The sequence below is a fragment of the Gammaproteobacteria bacterium (ex Lamellibrachia satsuma) genome, assembly GCA_019623805.1.
Lineage (GTDB): Bacteria > Pseudomonadota > Gammaproteobacteria > Chromatiales > Chromatiaceae > QGON01.
On record CP053680.1, the window covers coordinates 4,102,398 to 4,120,290 of the forward strand.

Here is a 17,893-nt window from a genome sequence, read left to right on the forward strand (position 1 = left end):
GGGTACCCCTCAGCTCCCCCTGCACTGGATGAACGCTTAAATTTGCGGAAAAACTATTCTCCCATTGGAATTTTGCTGACGGCATAAAAATATATTTGGGATGAATAATCCCCGGCTGTGATAGGGTATGTCTGTTTTAGATTTCAGAATGCGCACTCAATGCGTATTTTTACTGTAAAAACATAAAGTTAAGTGGTCTTTTTGATGTTGAAAATTGGCAGCATCTGCAAGATAGCATAACGGTCATTTGAGAATCCTGTGCCGGTTCGGATCACGCAGCGTGGCCCGGCCGGTTGATTGAATTTTCGTGTGAAGCGAAGGAGACGAAATATCATGATCAAGCCTGTAGGTTCCGAAGAACTGCAACCCCTGTTTGTCTACGATCCCGATGAGCACCACAAACTGTCCCACGAGGCGGAAAGTCTTCCGTCAGTCATGATCAGTTCGCAGGCCGCTGGTAACGCGGTAATGATGGGCGCCGGTTACTTCAACCCTCTTAAGGGCTTCATGAACGTGGCCGATGCCATGGGCGCGGCAGAATCCATGACAATGACCGACGGGACCCACTTTCCTGTGCCGGTTCTCTGCTTGGTGGACAGCGCTGATGCCATTGGTGACGCCAAGCGCATCGCACTGCGTGATCCCAATGTGGAAGGCAACCCTGTGTTGGCTATCATGGATGTGGAAAACATCGAAACCGTCTCCGACGATCAGATGAAGGTCATGACCGACAAGGTCTACCGCACCCAGGATATGGATCACGTCGGCGTCAACGCCTTCAATACCCAGGGTCGTGTCGCAATCTCCGGTCCGATCCAGGTGTTGAGCTTCTCCTACTTCCAGGGTGATTTTCCCGATACCTTCCGTACCGCGGTCGAGATTCGTAACGAGATCAAGGAACACGGCTGGGAGAAGGTTGTTGCCTTCCAGACCCGTAACCCCATGCATCTGGCCCACGAAGAGTTGTGCCACATGGCGATGGATCGTCTGGGTTGTGACGGCCTTGTCATCCACATGCTGCTGGGCAAGCTGAAGAAGGGCGATATTCCTGCGCCGGTTCGTGATGCCGCCATCCGCAAGATGGCTGAGCTCTACTTTCCGCCGAACAGCGTGATGATCACCGGTTACGGCTTCGATATGCTCTACGCAGGTCCACGCGAAGCCGTGCTGCACGCCTATTTTCGTCAGAACATGGGTGCCAGCCACTTCATCATCGGTCGCGACCATGCCGGTGTTGGTGACTACTACGGCGCCTTCGACGCACAGACTATTTTCGATGACGAAGTACCCGCAGGCATGCTGGATATCGAGATCTTCCGCGCCGACCACACCGCATACTCCAAGAAGCTCAACAAAGTTGTGATGATGCGTGACGCACCGGATCACAGCAAAGAAGACTTCGTACTGCTCTCCGGCACCAAGGTACGTGAGATGCTGGGCCAGGGCATCGCGCCTCCGGCTGAGTTCTCTCGTCCCGAAGTGGCGCAGATTCTGATGGATTACTATCAGTCTCTGAATTCCTGATAGACGCTGTTTGAAAAAAGCCCGCATCTGGAAACAGATGCGGGCTTTTTTATTGCAGCTTTGTGCGTAGGGTGCGCTGTGCGCATCAGAATTGGCTGCAAACATGGTGCGCACGGCACACCCTACTTTCTTTGCGTTTGTTGTGGATTTGTCAGGCAAAAAAAAGGATGGCCACAAACTGCGGGCCACCCGAATTGCTGCTGTGAGTTTATTTTTTTGTCGTGCGGCTCATGCTGCGTCTACCTGTCATTCTCATCACCCCAGCCACTCGCATTCGGGTTACTGTCGGTCACATTCAGGCTTGTGTTCATCTGCTCCGCTAAGATGGCTTCCACATGATAAGCCAGACCACCATATCCAGAGTCGAGGTAATCACTATTCTGACCTTCAGCAATTTGGAGGATGGCACGGCGTAAAACGCTCTCCCAATCTGAAGCATCTCTCAGAGGTGTGCTGAGCCAGTCGTTGACTTCCCCGTCAACATTGATTGCCTGCGCCATACCTGCAGTCGCAAGCAGCGCTGCTTTCGAAGTCAGTTGTAGGGACTTTGAGATTACCGCCTTTGCCATTATTTATGGGACCCAGAAAAATTAATTCGTATTTCAGATACAGCAAAGGTCGGGCCAATCATTATTTTTTTTATGGCTATTGGTGGGATTATCCTGACTGGAGGTCCGAGTGGTAATCTATCTAATTGAAATATCATAAATAAAACTAACAGGAACAGCATTCTCCAATAATTATCTCCGAGAAATAGACTCAAAATCGACCGCTAGGCAATTACTTCCCAGGAATTAGAGTAGTAACTGTAAAATTTACTGACAATATCCAGAAGCTTATTCCCGTTTGATGAATGCTGTTCTTTATTTCAGAGGATTAGGAATTTGTGGCGTAGAAAAGACGGGAAACGAGAAAAGGCGTGCGTCAGGATAATGAAAGGTGTCAATTTTTCCGACGATAAAGAAATCTAAATATTATCCTGTAGGGAGAATGTATGTTTAACCGGGTTGTATTGACTTATTCAGGCGTCTGAACCGCCAAAGAACTTACCCAGACTACGGGATAGCCAACCGCTCTTCTTTTCGGTACCGAGCATCTTCTGCACAGCGGGCACATAATCGGCGTCATCATTCTTGATGTGGTTGATGAGCCAGTTGCGCAACATTCTGTTGACCTGTAATACAGCATCAACATTACCGTCATCGAAATCCTTCTTATATTCCCCGAGTTTTTTTATGAAGACTTTGTGAACCCGCTGGTGCGCGGATCGAAATTCGTATCCAGCCTTATCCTGGAGACCTTCTTCAAAGGTAAAATGGGTAATCGTGTAGTCGATCAACCCGTCGAAGACATCGGAAATTGATTCATTATCACCAGTCTCTGTGGCATCCACCAGTTGATTGATATAATCAACAATGCGTCTGTGTTGTTTGTCGATGACATCGACCCCGGTATCCAGGTCTTTAGTCCATTCGAGATAGTCCATGTTCAGATCTCCAGTGAGTTTATAGGTGCCTGTCGCGGCTGCCGTGGTTTCGTTAGCGGCAAAAAAGCTAAGGCCCCCAATGCCTGACATCCAGGTTACACAATCTAACAATTCTACCACTATGTATCTGTGACTTGGTCTGGACTGTTTAGTTTTTTCGTTTTGGCGAGTAGTTGTCGGGGATCAGCACCGTGGCCTTGCGTTGCACCTGATCATCCCGGTAGGGGAAATCGATGGTGTAGTGTAGCCCGCGACTCTCTCTGCGGCTCTGGGCTGAACGAATGATCAGGTCTGCCACGTCAACCAGATTACGTAGTTCCAGCAGATCGTTGCTGACGCGGAAATTGCCGTAGTATTCGCCGATCTCCCTTCGCAATAGTTCGACCCGGCGTTTGGCGCGTTCCAGTCTTTTATTGCTGCGTACGATACCGACATAGTCCCACATGAAGCGTCGCAGCTCGTCCCAGTTGTGTGAGACCACCACCTCCTCGTCAGAGTCGGTAACCCGGCTCTCATCCCAAGGGGGAAGTTCCCGGGGGAAGGGGATTTTGTCCACATTCCTATGGATATGCTCAGTAGCCAGTTCAGCAAACACCAGGCATTCGAGTAGGGAGTTACTGGCCATGCGGTTGGCCCCGTGCAGCCCGGTATAGGCCGTCTCTCCTATGGCGTAGAGACCCGGCAGGTCTGTTTGTGCCTGGTGATCGGTCATTACTCCACCACAGGTGTAGTGAGCGGCGGGCACAACGGGAATGGGTTCACGGGTGATGTCGATGCCAAAATCAAGGCAACTCTTGTAGATGGTTGGAAAGTGCTCCCTGATGAAGTCAGCCGGTTTATGACTAATATCGAGAAACAGGCAGTCGGCGCCGATACGTTTCATCTCGTGGTCGATGGCTCGGGCAACGACATCTCTTGGAGCCAACTCGGCACGTTCATCGAAGTTGGGCATGAAACGACTGCCATCCGGCAACAGTAGATGCCCCCCTTCTCCCCGAACCGCCTCGGTAATAAGAAATGTCTTTGAGTGGGGGTGGTAGAGGCAGGTGGGGTGGAATTGTATGAACTCCATATTCGCCACCCGGCAGCCTGCTCGCCAAGCCATGGCAATGCCGTCCCCGGTTGATACATCGGGATTGCTGGTGTAGAGGTAGACTTTACTGGCACCGCCGGTTGCAAGTATCACGAAGCGCGCACGAAATGTGTCAACCTTGCCGTTTTTCTGGTTGAGAATATAGGCACCAAGGCAGCGCCTGGTTTTTTGGACGCCGTTTTCGCCGCCGGAAATCAGGTCGATAGCAATATGGTAATCGAATATCTCCACATTCGAGCGTGACATCACCTGGGATTCCAGGGTCGATTCCACCTCTTTCCCTGTTGCGTCCGCAGCGTGAATAACTCGACGGTGGGAGTGTCCTCCCTCCCGTGTCAGGTGGTAACCACCACTGCTGACAGCAGAGTCGTCGCGGGTAAAGTGGACGCCCTTGGACATCAGCCAGTCGATGCTTTTGGGTCCGTGTTCGACCACCAGCCGGACGGTATCCTCATCACAGAGCCCGGCGCCGGCATCAAGAGTATCTTCGACGTGAGAGGAGAGTGTATCCCCCTCATCCAGCACTGCCGAGATACCACCCTGGGCATAATATGTGCTGCCCTCTTCAAGCTCTCGTTTGGAGATGACCGCAACTTTCAGGTCCTCTCGCAGCCGCAGGGCCAGGCTGAGTCCGGCAGCACCGCTGCCGATGATCAATACGTCGTGGAGGTGATCTTTAGTCATATTTGCGGGGCGGGGTGGATACAGTGATAATGCGCACTTAAATCAGACTGCATCCTAGCGCAAATCGATGGTTCATTGAACCAGCTCAATAAAGTATGGGATCGCACGAACTTATTCATTCTATGGTTGTCAATGAGACTGAGCGTAAGGAAGCGCGAGTCACGAGGAGGGTAAAGCCCGGATGGGCGAGCGGCAAGTCGATCAGGAACTGGTCATCCGTGTACAGCAGGGCGACAAAAAGGCTTTCGATGTGTTGGTGCTCAAGTACCAACAGAAGATTGCCAATCTGGTCTCCCGTTACATCCGGGACTCTCACGAGGTGTTGGACGTCACACAGGAGGCCTTTATCAAGGCCTACAGGGCGCTTCCCCGGTTCCGTGGCGAGAGTGCCTTCTACACCTGGTTGTACCGCATTGCTATCAATACGGCTAAGAATTACCTCGTAGCCCAGGGTCGGCGCCCACCCTCGTGGGATGTGGAACCTGAAACGGCGGAACAATTGGATGAAGGTTCGCGTCTTAAGGAGTATGGGACGCCAGAGAACCATGTGTTGACTGAAGAGATCACCACGACGGTACAGCATGCGATTGATGCCTTGCCGGAGGATCTGCGCACAGCCATCATTCTGCGTGAGCTTGAAGGAATGAGTTATGAAGAGATTGCCGAGGCCATGTCCTGTCCAGTCGGCACAGTGCGCTCCCGGATATTCCGGGCTCGCGAGGCGATCGATAAACGTTTAAAACCCTTGATTAACCCATAAAAAGTGGTTACGGCAATGATAGAAAAAGAGCGCGAAAAACTGTCCGCATTGACGGATGATGAACTATCCGCCTTTGAAATTCCCGGTGCGGTAAAAGAGCTTATCCACAGTGAGGATCAACAAGCTTCCTGGAGTCGTTACTACCTGATTGGTGATGTGATGCGTCAGGAAACAGGGCCGGCTGTAATGCCAAGCCTGGCAGCTTCAATCAGTCAGCGTCTGGAGGATGAACCGGTAGTGCTCGCTCCGGGTAACATCAGCCGCAGATGGGTTAAACCCGTTGCCGGCGCAGCAATCGCTGCTTCAGTGGCGCTGATGGCTGTGACGGTTGCGCCGCAGTTTATCAACCCGGAGCAAGGTGGAGCCTCCCTGCCACAGGTTGCGGTAAATCAATCATCCAATGAGCGTACCTATGCCAACCAGAAGGGTACACGTTGGGAGTTGCTGGCCAAACCTGAAGTTGAATCCCGTCTGAACAGTTATCTGGTAAATCACCAGGGGTATGCTCCAGCCGGCAACATGAAAGGAATCATGCCGTATGCGACTTTCGTAAGTTATGACGGAGCACGGTGATTGCTTCATGAAGAGTATGGGATGTCGTTTTGCCTGTCTCTCCCGGCCCGCCGGGACCGCCTCTCTTCTTCGGTCTGGCATGACGGCATTTTGCGGATTTGCGCTCTTTCTGCTCCTCTTTGCCGGCTCAGTCACGGCATCTGACGATGAAAATGTAGCGCGCCAGTGGCTGGAGCGCATGATGGAGGCTGTCAGGGTTCTCGAATATCAAGGGACATTCATCTATCTGCACGACAATCAACTGGAGACAATGCGCATCATCCATGCGATAAGCGACGGTCTGCCCCATGAACGATTGATCTCGCTCAATGGTGCGCCCCGTGAAGTGATACGTGACCGGGACTCTGTTACTTGTGTCATGCCGGAATCACAGCAGGTCTCTATCGACAAGCGGCCACCAACTAATAAATTCCTCGACCTGTTACCTGAGAATCTTGAGCAAATCTCATTGAGCTATGCGTTCCGTACGCTTGGTGAGACAAGAGTCGCTGATCGTCAGGCCAAGGTCGTGGCGATCATCCCGCGAGACGGTTTTCGTTACGGTTACCGCTTCTATCTGGATCAGGAAAGTGCACTTCCACTTAAGTCCGACCTTATGAATGAAGAAGGGAAGGCGGTGGAACAGACGATGTTTACCGAACTGGAAGTGGGTACTGCAGAGTTGGGTGTTGTTGTGCACAAAGGTGCTCGCAAAGCTGTCGATGCAAATTCAAATACGCCTGAAAGAACCCCAAGCAGTGTCGCAAACTGGTCGTTCCGTAAATTACCGGCCGGTTTTACCCTTAGTGTGCAGGATCTGTTGCCCAACTCAACGGATGGCGAGATGGTCGAACATTACGTTTTGAGTGACGGTCTTGCCTCTCTCTCGGTGTTTATCGAGCCGATTGGTCAGATCACTGCCCTGGAGGGCGTTTCACGCTTGGGCGCAATCAATGCATGGGGTGGACAGGTGGATGACCATCAGGTTACAGCCGTAGGTGAAGTACCTGCTGTGACTCTACTCAGCGTGGTGAAATCCATGCATCGAACTCAAAAGACCGCTCGTGCCGAATGATTGAGGAAAATGCAACCGTGGTCTCCTGCGAGGGCGATCATGCAGTTGTGGAAACCAGGCAAAAGGCAGCTTGTGGTTCCTGCCACTCTGCAGACAGTTGCGGCACTTCCGTGATCTCCGGACTCTTCAAGCGCAAACACAATCAATTGCGGGTTTTCAATGCTGTTGGAGCCAAACCCGGGGAACGAGTCGTTATTGGCCTGCAGGAGAAGGCGCTGGTGAACGCATCGTTTGTAGCTTACCTGTTGCCCCTGTTTTTTATGATCTCTTTCGCCCTTGCCGGGCAGGAGTTGATGGGACTGTACTTCCAACCTGCAGGGGAACTCATCGCTATTTTATGTGGTCTATTGGGACTGATTATTGGATTGTTTCTAACACAATGGTATGCCCGGAGGAAAAAACGCGACAGCGCCTTCCAGGCTGCTATTCTCCGCCAGGAATCGAACAGTTCAATACAATTTTAGGCGAAAGGGTCGGGGTCAAAGTTGATGGGCATCCGGTACTGAGTGTCTTGTTGCTTTGATCAAATTTGACTCCGCCCCCTACAAATTCGCGTATACCGGCTATGCAAGGAGTTAGTTTATGAAATCCCTTAACCCCCCCCTGATGCAGTGGACGGTTCTTGTCCTGGTTGCTTTGCTGAGCATCCCGGCACAGGCACAACTGCCGGACTTTACAAAGCTTGCGACGGAAAATGCGCCATCGGTAGTCAATATCAGCACTCACCAGCAGCAGAACATCCGTCAGCAGATGCGCCGATTCAACATCCCGGAGATCCCGGATGACAACCCTTTTGGTGAACTGCTGAAGCGGTTTCTCGATGAGCATGGAAATCTGCAAGAGGACGAGGTGGAGAAACAGTCTCTCGGTTCAGGTTTCATCATATCTCCCGATGGTTATATTCTCACCAACAACCATGTCGTTGCGGAAGCGGACGAAATCATCGTCAGGATGCACAATCGGAGTGAATATGTCGCCAGGCTAATTGGCACAGACGAGCGCAGTGACGTGGCGCTGATCAAGATCGAAGCCACTGACCTTCCTGTGGTGAAGGTCGGCAGTTCAAAAGAGTTGAAAGTTGGTGAATGGGTATTGGCCATCGGCTCTCCTTTTGGCTTCGACCATTCGGTTACCGCCGGTATCGTCAGTGCAAAGGGGCGAAGTCTGCCGAGCGAGAACTATGTGCCCTTCATTCAAACCGATGTTGCCATCAATCCAGGCAATTCAGGTGGTCCGCTCTTCAATCTCAAGGGCGAAGTGGTTGGGGTGAACTCCCAGATCTACAGCCGCTCCGGTGGGTTCATGGGACTCTCTTTTGCAATCCCCATTGATGTGGCGATGAATGTAGCGGATCAGTTGAAGACCCGTGGCCGAGTGAGTCGTGGATGGCTGGGAGTGCTGATTCAGGATGTAACGGGCGAACTTGCCGAAAGTTTCCACATGTCCCGTCCGCGTGGCGCCTTGGTTGCCCGAGTGTTGCCAGACAGTCCTTCCTCCCAGGCAGGCCTGCAAGTGGGTGACGTAATACTTAAGTATAACGGTACCGAATTGCGCAGCTCATCTGAATTGCCGCCGCTGGTCGGCAGCAGTCGTGTCGATCGCCCCGCACGCCTGGAGGTATTGCGTGGCGGAGAGAATATCACTGTCATGGTCAATATAGGTGAGTTACCTCCTGAGGAGGGTGCACAACTGGCCCAGCAAGTGGAACCCCAAATCGTGAAAAACCGGCTTGGCGTGACTGTCTCTGATCTTACCGAAGAGCATCTCAGTCAGTTTTCGCTACCAGCAGGTCAGGGTGTAATGGTCGATTCGGTGATGGGCAATGAGGCGCGTGAAGCAGGCGTCAGGGAGGGTGATGTCATCATGATGTTGAATAACACTAATGTTGAGAATGCGAAGCAGTTCGAACGATTGGCCAAAAGGTTGCCTGGCGGCAAGACGGTCGCCTTGCTGGTACACCGTACCTCTGGCCCGATGTTCCTGGCGCTGCGTGTCCCGGAGGAATGACACCACTAAAACTGTTCTATCGTGATGGTTGCCACCTATGTGAAGATATGCTGGAACAACTGCAGCAGCTCCAGAAGGAGCAGATGTTCCCACTGGTGTTGGTCGATATAGACTGCGATCCTGCGATGCTGGCCAGATATAACGACATTGTGCCGGTGCTCGAAAATGGTGATGGAATCCGGTTGAGTGAATATTTTCTCGATGAAGCCGGACTGCGGCGCTATTTGCAGGGAGGCTGATTTGGTATGATTGTCGCCTTTTGCGGCATCTGCGCTCACCTGGGTTGGTTTCAGGAACGGAGGTTCCTATTACTGGCCCGGATATCATCAACTCCATGACTGATTTGCGACACATACGGAATTTTTCCATCATTGCCCACATTGATCATGGCAAATCCACGATTGCTGATCGTTTCATACAGGTGTGCGGTGGGCTGAGCGAACGCGAAATGGAGTCGCAAGTACTTGATTCCATGGATCTCGAGCGGGAACGGGGCATCACCATCAAGGCCCAGAGCGTCACGCTGGACTATACGGCGAAGGACGGAGAGACCTACCAACTCAACTTTATCGATACACCGGGTCATGTGGATTTCTCATACGAGGTTTCCCGTTCCCTGGCGGCCTGCGAAGGGGCTCTGCTGGTGGTCGATGCCGCGCAGGGGGTAGAAGCCCAGAGCGTGGCCAACTGCTATACCGCCATCGAACAGGGCCTGGAAGTGATGCCGGTACTGAACAAGATCGACTTGCCCTCGGCGGAACCGGAGCGGGTGATCAACGAGATCGAAGAGATCATCGGCATCGATGCGTCCGAAGCCATCAACGTTAGCGCCAAGACCGGTCTGGGTATCAATGAACTGCTGGATGATCTGGTCAATAGGATTCCTCCACCGGAAGGTGATTCGGATGCTCCGCTACAGGCACTGATCATTGACTCCTGGTTTGACCCCTATGTGGGGGTTATCTCTCTGATTCGGGTGGTGAACGGTTCCATCAAACCCAAGGACAAGATGTTCATTATGTCCACGGAGCGGACCTATCAAGTGGAAAAAGTGGGTGTTTTTACGCCCAAGCGGCTCGACAAAACCGTGCTGGGTGCCGGTGAGGTAGGTTATCTCATCGCCGGGATCAAAGAGATCGATGCGGCGCCGGTGGGTGACACGATCACTCTGGAAAACCGCAAGGCCGAAGCGCCGTTGTCGGGCTTTGAAGAGATAAGACCCAGGGTCTTTTCCGGCCTCTATCCTGTCAGCTCAGATGATTACGAGAATCTTCGCGACGCGCTACAGAAGCTGCGCCTGAATGATGCTGCGCTGCACTATGAACCCGAAACCTCCCAGGCTTTAGGATTTGGTTTTCGCTGTGGTTTTCTCGGCATGCTGCATATGGAGATCGTTCAGGAGCGTCTGGAACGCGAGTATGACCTTGATCTGATCACAACCGCGCCTTCCGTTGTCTACGAGGTATTGCTCAACGATGGCGAATTGATACGCATTGAAAATCCGGCCAAACTACCGGATCCGATGAAGATCGATGAGGTTCGTGAACCAATCATCAGCGCCACCATCCTGGTGCCTCAGGATCATCTGGGTGCTGTAATCACCCTCTGCATAGAGAAACGGGGTGTGCAAAAATCGATGCAATATCTCGGTGGACAGGTTTCGGTCAATTATGAGCTGCCATTGAACGAGGTGGTGCTCGATTTCTTCGACCGTTTGAAATCGGTGAGTCGGGGTTATGCGTCTTTCGAATATGAGTTCAAACGCTTTCAAGCGGCGCCTCTCGTTAAACTCGATATTCTGATCAATAGCGAGAAGGTGGATGCGCTTTCGCTGATTGTTCACAAAGACCAATCCCAGACAAGGGGCCGCGAATTGACCTCAAAGATGAAAGAACTCATCCCCAGACAGATGTTTGAGGTGGCGATTCAGGCGGCTATCGGCAGTAAAATCATTGCCCGTACCACTGTCAAAGCGTTACGCAAAAATGTTACCGCCAAGTGTTATGGTGGCGATATTACCCGTAAACGTAAGTTGTTGGAAAAGCAGAAGGCGGGCAAGAAACGCATGAAACAGGTAGGACGGGTGGAGATCCCTCAGGATGCCTTCCTTGCCGTGCTGCAGGTGGGAAAAGATAATTGATGGCAGGTTTCAGTAAGAAATATGAAATCTGCATCTCTCCATAACTAATAATCAGGAACTCCTTCGTAACCATGAATTTTGATTTCCCTGCTTTTTTGGTGTTGGCAAGTGCTGTCACTGGTGGAATATGGCTGATTGATGTGCTTTTCTTTGCTCCTGCAAGAAAGCGACGCCATGTAGCAGAGGCTTCAGCACTAGAGACCAGAAGAGAACCGCTGATGGTTGAGTATGCCCGTTCGTTCTTTCCTGTAATCTTCGCTGTTTTGATCCTGCGATCCTTTTTGGTGGAACCCTTCCGTATCCCATCAGGCTCCATGATGCCGACTCTGCTGGTGGGTGACTTTATCCTGGTCAATAAGTTTGCATATGGAATACGGTTGCCGGTATTGAATAAAAAGGTTATCGACCTGGGTTCACCGGAACGGGGAGACGCGGTGGTATTCCGCTATCCCAAAAACCCCGCTATCGACTACATCAAGCGGGTCGTGGCAGTCCCCGGAGATACCATCTATTATCGGATGAAGACCTTATACATCAATGGAAAACCCATGTCGCAGACACCCGTCGGAGTCTATTCCGGCTCCGGTGGCGGAGCGCGGGAGACCGGATCTATGAAATCGGTGGAGAACCTTGCCGGTGTTGAACATGCGATTCTGGCGCATCCGATGGCTGGAGACTTTGCCATGGGCTGCAATGTATTGATTCGGGGCCCCATTACCATACCTGAGGGCCACTACTTCGCAATGGGTGACAACCGTGACAACAGTAATGACAGTCGCTGTTGGGGACTGGTGCCGGATCAAAATCTTGTCGGAAAGGCCTTCGGAATCTGGATGAACTGGGATTCCATGAAAGAGGGCTTCCCACCAATTGCCTGGGAGAGGATTGGCAGAGGAATCGATTAAGACGCTAAAGATTAGTTCCCGGTTTAATCGATATTTATTCTGTCTCCCCATATAGATACTGAGGTTTGAAATACATGCTTTCCATTAAAAAACAACATGGGCTGTCTGGCATCGGTTGGCTGTTTGTCCTCAGTTTGATTGGATTCTTTGTGCTCATGGGGTTAAAGATGGCGCCGGTATATATGGAGCATTACACGATAAAAACTGCTCTTGAGTCATTGGAGCGCGAACCGTTCATCGGTCAGAAACCCGTCTCAGCAATACGCAAGATGTTTATGCGGCGTCTGGACATCAACTATGTCACCAACATCAAGAAAGATCACATCAAAATCAAGCGCTCAGGCGGCAGTACGACCATTGATGTAAATTATGAAGTACGTGAACATCTTTTTGCCAACATGGATGTGGTAATGACATTCAATGAATCTGTCATGCTGAACGCCAATTGAGACCTTCAATTGACAGCCTCTGCAGGTCGTTAGGCTACTCCTTCAGTGATATAACGCTTATTGAGCAGGCACTCACTCATCGAAGCGCCGGCGGTCTCAACAATGAAAGATTTGAGTTTCTGGGTGATGCGATACTGGGTTTCGTTATCGCGGATGTGCTTTTCCAACATTTCGGGCATGCCAGTGAAGGCCAATTGAGTCGTTTACGTTCAAGTCTGGTAAAGCGGGATACGCTGGCAAACATCGCCCGGCAACATCAGGTTGGCGACTATCTTCATCTCGGATCAGGCGAATTACGCAGTGGTGGCCAATCAAGAGATTCCATCCTGGCCGATGCCGTGGAAGCCATTATTGCCGCCGTCTATCTTGACGGTGGTTATGGTTCCAGTCGAAAAGTGATTTTGGACATCTTTGAGGAACGTCTTGAGAAGATAGATCTTACTGCACAGCAGAAAGATCCAAAGACCCGCCTGCAGGAATTTTTACAGGCCAGAAAACAGGGTCTTCCAAGCTATGAAGTCGTATCGATCAGCGGTGATCCTCACGACCAGAATTTTAAGATTCGATGCCAGATTGCTGAGACCGGCCATGAAACCCTGGGTGAAGGTTCCAGTCGGCGTCGAGCAGAACAGGATGCAGCACAGCAGATGTTGCAGGGACTGAAAGATGCCTGACAACAACAATCGTTGTGGTTATACCGCCATCGTGGGGCGTCCCAATGTGGGAAAATCCACGCTGATGAACCGAATCATTGGCCTCAAGCTGGCTATTACCTCCCACAAAGCACAGACAACCCGGCATAGTATCCTGGGTATCAAGACCCTGGATGGCGGGCAGGTCGTGTACGTGGATACGCCAGGCATTCATGAGCGGGCCGATCATGCGATGAATCGCTACCTCAATCGTACGGCAAAGACCGCACTGACGGATGTGGATGTCATCATATTTGTTGTCGAAGCACTGCGCTGGACAAGCGAGGACAACAAGGTTATGAAGATGTTGCAAGAGTGCTCCATGCCAGTCATTCTTGCCATCAACAAGGTCGATACGATAAAGCAAAAAGAAGAACTTTTGCCCTATCTTGCTGAAATGGCAGAGCGTTATGCTTTTGCAGAAATTATTCCGATCTCAGCAAAAAACGGAAAAAATGTTGAGGCGCTTGAATCACGAGTCCTGAAAACTCTGCCGCCCGGAGATAATTTTTTCCCTGAATATCAAATAACCGACAGACCGGAAAAATTCTTTGCTGCTGAGATGGTGCGCGAGCAGATTACCCGACGCTATGCAAAAGAGCTTCCCTATGCTGTCTCCGTCGAGATTGAACGTTTCGAAGAGGAAAACGGACTCTACCGAATCAGCGCTGTGGTGTGGGTGGAAAAACCGGGACAGAAAGCAATAATAATTGGCAAAAACGGGGAAGCGCTAAAAAGTGCGGCTACTCAGGCCAGGAAGGCGATGGAAAGCTTTTTTGACTGCAAGGTCTATCTGGAGGTTTGGGTAAAAGTGAAGCGAAGTTGGTCCAGTGACGAATCGGCGCTGGTACGCCTTGGTTATGGAGATTAGGCTGGATTTTTCACCTTGTCTGCACTGGAACTTCAGCCCTGCTTTGTTATCCACCGGCGTAACTATCGTAACAGCAGTCTTCTGTTGGAGTTGTTCACTCCTCAGAATGGACGCTTTGCCGCTATTGCCAAAGGAGTAAAATCCGGGCGTTCATCCAGGAGCGCACTATTGCAACCTTTCAGGCCTCTGCTGGTCGGTGTCAGTGGACGGGGTGAGATAAAGACACTGCGACAGGCGGAGGCTGAGGGAAACGTCTACACACTTGCCCGTAAGGCACTCTATTGCGGTTTCTATCTGAATGAGCTGCTGATGCGCTTGCTGGAACGCAATGATCCTCATCCCACACTCTTTTTACACTACATAAATGCTCTGCAAACACTGAGTGAAAGCCCCTCTCTGGAGGATACGCTACGCAGTTTCGAGGTTTCTCTGTTAAGGGAGACCGGTTATGAATTGCTGCTTGACCACGAGGCAGAAAACGGCGAAGCGGTGCAACCGGATGGCCTCTACGATTATCATATCGAACAGGGTCCCATAAGGGCGGTTGTGAAAGCGGATGCCGAAAATCATAATGTTATACATGGCAGTACGCTGATTAGTTTGCAACAAGGACTCCAGTTGACTTCGCAGGCCAGGAGAGAGGCACGCGGGCTGATGAGGCGTATTCTGGCGTTTTACCTTGGAGACAAGCCTTTAAAAAGCCGTGAGCTATTTCGTGGACCGAACTAGTGGTCGTACAGAAACCGTAGCTCACCACGAAGAACACGATATATTTTGTTTAGAAAAACAGGAAAAGAGATGAGCGACAGACAAGAGATTCTGCTGGGCGTCAATATCGATCATGTGGCCACGCTGCGCCAGGCACGGGGAACCCGCTATCCGGAACCTGTCCAGGCTGCGCTGGTTGCAGAACAGGCGGGAGCGGATGTGATCACGCTGCACCTGCGGGAGGATCGGCGCCACATCCAGGATCGTGATGTGGAGATGTTGGCGGATATTCTACAGACCCGTATGAATCTCGAAATGGCTGCAACTTCTGAAATGGCTGCCATCGCTTCCAGGTTTCGCCCCCATGATTGCTGTCTTGTGCCTGAAAAAAGAGAGGAGCTCACCACTGAAGGGGGTTTGGATGTGGCGGGAAACCTCGACTATATGCGGGATTACTGCGAGGAACTTCGGGATGCAGGTGTTCGGGTCTCCCTTTTCATCGATGCAGACCGGAAACAACTGGATGCCGCTGTGGAGGTTGGTGCTCCTGTGGTTGAGATCCATACCGGACACTACGCAGATGCTCCGTTGGGCCGGTCACGGGATGAAGCTCTCGAAAAGATCATTCATGCGGTGGAGTATGGGAACCAGCTCGGTCTGCTGGTCAATGCGGGCCACGGACTCGACTACCACAACGTCCAGTCAATTTTACAGATCGGTGGCATTCGTGAGCTGAATATTGGTCACTCGATCATCTGCCGTGCGGTTTTCACTGGCCTTGATGCTGCCGTGCGTGAGATGAAAAACCTCTTAAAGGAATAATCTTCCTATTTCTTCTTGATTCTGAGTATAATGCCGCGCCTTTATAAGGGAATTTACTTGCGATTGATTAGGAGAAAGGAATGAAAGCAGTATTATTAGGGATGATTTTGAGTGCTTCACTGATCCTCGGGGCCTGTGGAGGCGGTGGGGGAGGTGTTGATGTGACAACCACAGCCTACACCGGAAGCCGCTCGCTCGCCGATGTGACTGTTGTTAACGGCGAAACACTTGCCAGCGGTGGGCTTGGGGCAAGCCAATCGGTTGGTAGTCTGGCCAATGCAACAGGGCGTCCCCAGGATGGGGAGAATGGTTCATTCATACTTGGTACCATTAACGTTATTACCAACGTCGTAAACCATTCTTTGGGAAAGACCGCTTCGCGTGACTCTTCGCAGGAGCGCACTGTATCTGACACTTTTGCCTGCTCATCGGGGTATGTCCAATTTTTCCTCGACATACCAGATGGTGGAAACAGTTTCTCCGGCTATATGGACTTCATTGGATGTAACGAAGCCGGTGTACTGATCGACGGCAGAGTGGATATCAGCGGCATTCTCACGATCGATGACATTGGCTCAATGACATTGACTATGAAAGATGCATCGCCATTGGTGGTCAGCAGCGGCGTTGATTCCGTGACCTTCATCGGCACCTTGGCAATGCATTTTAACGGTGCTACGACTACCACTGTTACCAATCTGCTGGTTATAAATGGTGACGGCAGCGTCGAGATGCTGGACAATTTCACCCTGGTATTTACCGATGGTTATGGTGGGGATAACTCTCTAGCTATTTCCGGCCGATACTATCATCCGGCGGAAGGTTACGTGGAGATCACGACTCCGGTCACAATGCTGATGAGTCCGTTCGATTTCTGGCCCTTTTTTGGAACAATGCTTTTGACTGGTTCTGCGGGTTCAACCGCCAAGATAGAAATCATCAACAGTGCCCAATACACCCTTTCTATCGACGAAGATGGGGACGGAAACTGGGAATCGTCAGAAGCCATTAATTTCTGACCTCCGGTAATCAGGAAGCAGGCCCGATCAAGCGCAGCGGATCGGGCATTTACAAGGGTCGGGGTCAAACCGCTCAATGCTGGATCAATTGCCAACAGCACCCCCCGGTTTGACCCCGACCCTTACGACGCTCGCTTCCGCTTCGCTTGAACCGACCTACCTTGAGATTCACCACTGATCTTGACAGAGAAATCGCGCTAAACTCCTGTCATGAACTATAAAACAATCGAAGACTATATCGGCAATACGCCACTGGTGCGCCTGCAGAGACTGCCCGGCAACACATCCAACACCTTATTGGTGAAACTTGAGGGAAACAATCCGGCAGGCTCCGTTAAGGATCGCCCGGCCCTGAGCATGATCCAACATGCGGAGAAGCGTGGCACGATCAAGCCGGGTGATACCCTGATAGAGGCAACCAGCGGCAATACCGGCATTGCGCTGGCGATGGCTGCCGCCATCAAGGGATATCACATGATCCTGGTAATGCCCGAGCACATGAGTCTGGAGCGTCGGGCCGTTATGAAAGCCTATGGTGCCGAACTGATTCTGACGCCAAAGGCAGGCAGTATGGAAGCGGCAATCGATCGTGCGCGCAGTCTTGAGGCAGAAGGAAAAGGGATTGTTCTCGATCAGTTTTCCAATCAGGATAACCCGGTTTCTCATGTCGAAGGCACAGGACCTGAGATCTGGCGCGATACCGAAGGCAAGGTAACCCACTTTGTCAGCGCCATGGGTACCACCGGCACAATCATGGGAACCTCCCGCTATCTCAAGGCACAGAATCCGGCTATTGAAATTGTCGGGGTCCAACCCATGGAAGGTTCCAATATTCCGGGAATCCGCCGTTGGCCAGAGGAATACCTGCCTAAAATCTATGATCCGAAACGGGTCGACCGGATCATTGATGTCTCACAGCAGGATGCAGAGGAGACCACCCGCGAACTGGCAGCAAAAGAGGGGGTTTTTGCCGGCATCTCGTCAGGTGGTGCGGTGGCGGCGGCATTGAAGCTCTCCCGGGAAGTGGAGAACGCGGTCATTGTTGCGATCATCTGCGACCGGGGCGACCGCTATCTCTCCACCGATGTCTTTCCTGCGAGCTAGAT

Annotated in this window: 19 protein-coding genes; 16 read left to right on the forward strand and 3 right to left on the reverse strand. The window is 51.5% G+C overall.

Annotation, left to right across the window (positions count from 1 at the left end):
* Positions 1–333 precede the first annotated feature (333 nt).
* Positions 334–1,524, forward strand: coding sequence for a sulfate adenylyltransferase (gene sat, locus HPY30_17625; protein QYZ67644.1), 1,191 nt, complete (start codon positions 334–336; stop codon positions 1,522–1,524).
* A gap of 239 nt (positions 1,525–1,763) precedes the next feature.
* On the opposite strand, the gene HPY30_17630 is transcribed toward sat, so the two are convergent.
* The 3 genes from HPY30_17630 to nadB all read right to left on the reverse strand — a co-directional run bounded on the left by HPY30_17630 (position 1,764) and on the right by nadB (position 4,787).
* Positions 1,764–2,093 carry a hypothetical protein gene (locus tag HPY30_17630; GenBank protein QYZ67645.1) on the reverse strand — a complete coding sequence of 110 codons (330 nt, stop codon included), beginning with the start codon at positions 2,091–2,093 and terminating at the stop codon, positions 1,764–1,766.
* Between the two features lie 452 nt (positions 2,094–2,545).
* Positions 2,546–3,010 carry a bacteriohemerythrin gene (locus HPY30_17635; GenBank protein QYZ68116.1) on the reverse strand — a complete coding sequence of 155 codons (465 nt, stop codon included), beginning with the start codon at positions 3,008–3,010 and terminating at the stop codon, positions 2,546–2,548.
* Between the two features lie 148 nt (positions 3,011–3,158).
* Positions 3,159–4,787 (reverse strand): L-aspartate oxidase, encoded by a 1,629-nt coding sequence (gene nadB, locus HPY30_17640; GenBank protein ID QYZ67646.1) that lies wholly within the window; start codon positions 4,785–4,787, stop codon positions 3,159–3,161.
* Positions 4,788–4,968: 181 nt separating this feature from the next.
* On the opposite strand from nadB, the gene rpoE reads away from it, so the two are divergent.
* The 15 genes from rpoE to cysM all read left to right on the forward strand — a co-directional run bounded on the left by rpoE (position 4,969) and on the right by cysM (position 17,891).
* Complete coding sequence (gene rpoE / locus HPY30_17645; protein ID QYZ67647.1) at positions 4,969–5,547, forward strand: RNA polymerase sigma factor RpoE; 579 nt, start codon at positions 4,969–4,971, stop codon at positions 5,545–5,547.
* Positions 5,548–5,562: 15 nt separating this feature from the next.
* Positions 5,563–6,120, forward strand: a complete 558-nt coding sequence (locus tag HPY30_17650) for a sigma-E factor negative regulatory protein (GenBank protein QYZ67648.1) — start codon at positions 5,563–5,565, stop codon at positions 6,118–6,120.
* A gap of 79 nt (positions 6,121–6,199) precedes the next feature.
* Complete coding sequence (locus tag HPY30_17655; protein ID QYZ68117.1) at positions 6,200–7,174, forward strand: transcriptional regulator; 975 nt, start codon at positions 6,200–6,202, stop codon at positions 7,172–7,174.
* Entirely contained in the window at positions 7,171–7,638 is a 468-nt protein-coding gene (locus HPY30_17660) for a SoxR reducing system RseC family protein (GenBank protein ID QYZ67649.1), read from the forward strand. Before HPY30_17655 ends, HPY30_17660 begins: the two co-directional genes overlap by 4 nt.
* 118 nt (positions 7,639–7,756) lie before the next feature.
* The gene (locus tag HPY30_17665; protein QYZ67650.1) at positions 7,757–9,181 is read left to right on the forward strand and encodes a DegQ family serine endoprotease; all 1,425 of its coding nucleotides are present in this window, start codon (positions 7,757–7,759) and stop codon (positions 9,179–9,181) included.
* The gene (locus HPY30_17670) at positions 9,178–9,420 is read left to right on the forward strand and encodes a glutaredoxin family protein (GenBank protein QYZ67651.1); all 243 of its coding nucleotides are present in this window, start codon (positions 9,178–9,180) and stop codon (positions 9,418–9,420) included. Before HPY30_17665 ends, HPY30_17670 begins: the two co-directional genes overlap by 4 nt.
* 95 nt (positions 9,421–9,515) lie before the next feature.
* Positions 9,516–11,321 (forward strand): elongation factor 4, encoded by a 1,806-nt coding sequence (gene lepA / locus HPY30_17675; protein QYZ67652.1) that lies wholly within the window; start codon positions 9,516–9,518, stop codon positions 11,319–11,321.
* Positions 11,322–11,392: 71 nt separating this feature from the next.
* On the forward strand, positions 11,393–12,226 hold the full coding sequence (lepB, locus tag HPY30_17680) for a signal peptidase I (GenBank protein ID QYZ67653.1): 834 nt from the start codon (positions 11,393–11,395) through the stop codon (positions 12,224–12,226).
* Between the two features lie 74 nt (positions 12,227–12,300).
* The gene (locus tag HPY30_17685) at positions 12,301–12,675 is read left to right on the forward strand and encodes a DUF4845 domain-containing protein (protein ID QYZ67654.1); all 375 of its coding nucleotides are present in this window, start codon (positions 12,301–12,303) and stop codon (positions 12,673–12,675) included.
* Positions 12,672–13,349 carry a ribonuclease III gene (gene rnc, locus HPY30_17690; GenBank protein ID QYZ67655.1) on the forward strand — a complete coding sequence of 226 codons (678 nt, stop codon included), beginning with the start codon at positions 12,672–12,674 and terminating at the stop codon, positions 13,347–13,349. The genes HPY30_17685 and rnc overlap by 4 nt, the downstream gene beginning before the upstream one ends.
* Positions 13,342–14,238, forward strand: coding sequence for a GTPase Era (gene era, locus HPY30_17695; GenBank protein QYZ67656.1), 897 nt, complete (start codon positions 13,342–13,344; stop codon positions 14,236–14,238). The genes rnc and era overlap by 8 nt, the downstream gene beginning before the upstream one ends.
* Before the next feature lie 15 nt (positions 14,239–14,253).
* Positions 14,254–14,967 (forward strand): DNA repair protein RecO, encoded by a 714-nt coding sequence (gene recO, locus HPY30_17700; GenBank protein QYZ67657.1) that lies wholly within the window; start codon positions 14,254–14,256, stop codon positions 14,965–14,967.
* Positions 14,968–15,036: 69 nt separating this feature from the next.
* The gene (gene pdxJ / locus HPY30_17705; GenBank protein QYZ67658.1) at positions 15,037–15,768 is read left to right on the forward strand and encodes a pyridoxine 5'-phosphate synthase; all 732 of its coding nucleotides are present in this window, start codon (positions 15,037–15,039) and stop codon (positions 15,766–15,768) included.
* Between the two features lie 80 nt (positions 15,769–15,848).
* Positions 15,849–16,787 (forward strand): hypothetical protein, encoded by a 939-nt coding sequence (locus HPY30_17710; GenBank protein QYZ67659.1) that lies wholly within the window; start codon positions 15,849–15,851, stop codon positions 16,785–16,787.
* Between the two features lie 210 nt (positions 16,788–16,997).
* Positions 16,998–17,891 carry a cysteine synthase CysM gene (gene cysM, locus HPY30_17715; GenBank protein QYZ67660.1) on the forward strand — a complete coding sequence of 298 codons (894 nt, stop codon included), beginning with the start codon at positions 16,998–17,000 and terminating at the stop codon, positions 17,889–17,891.
* The last annotated feature ends 2 nt before the right edge of the window (positions 17,892–17,893 follow it).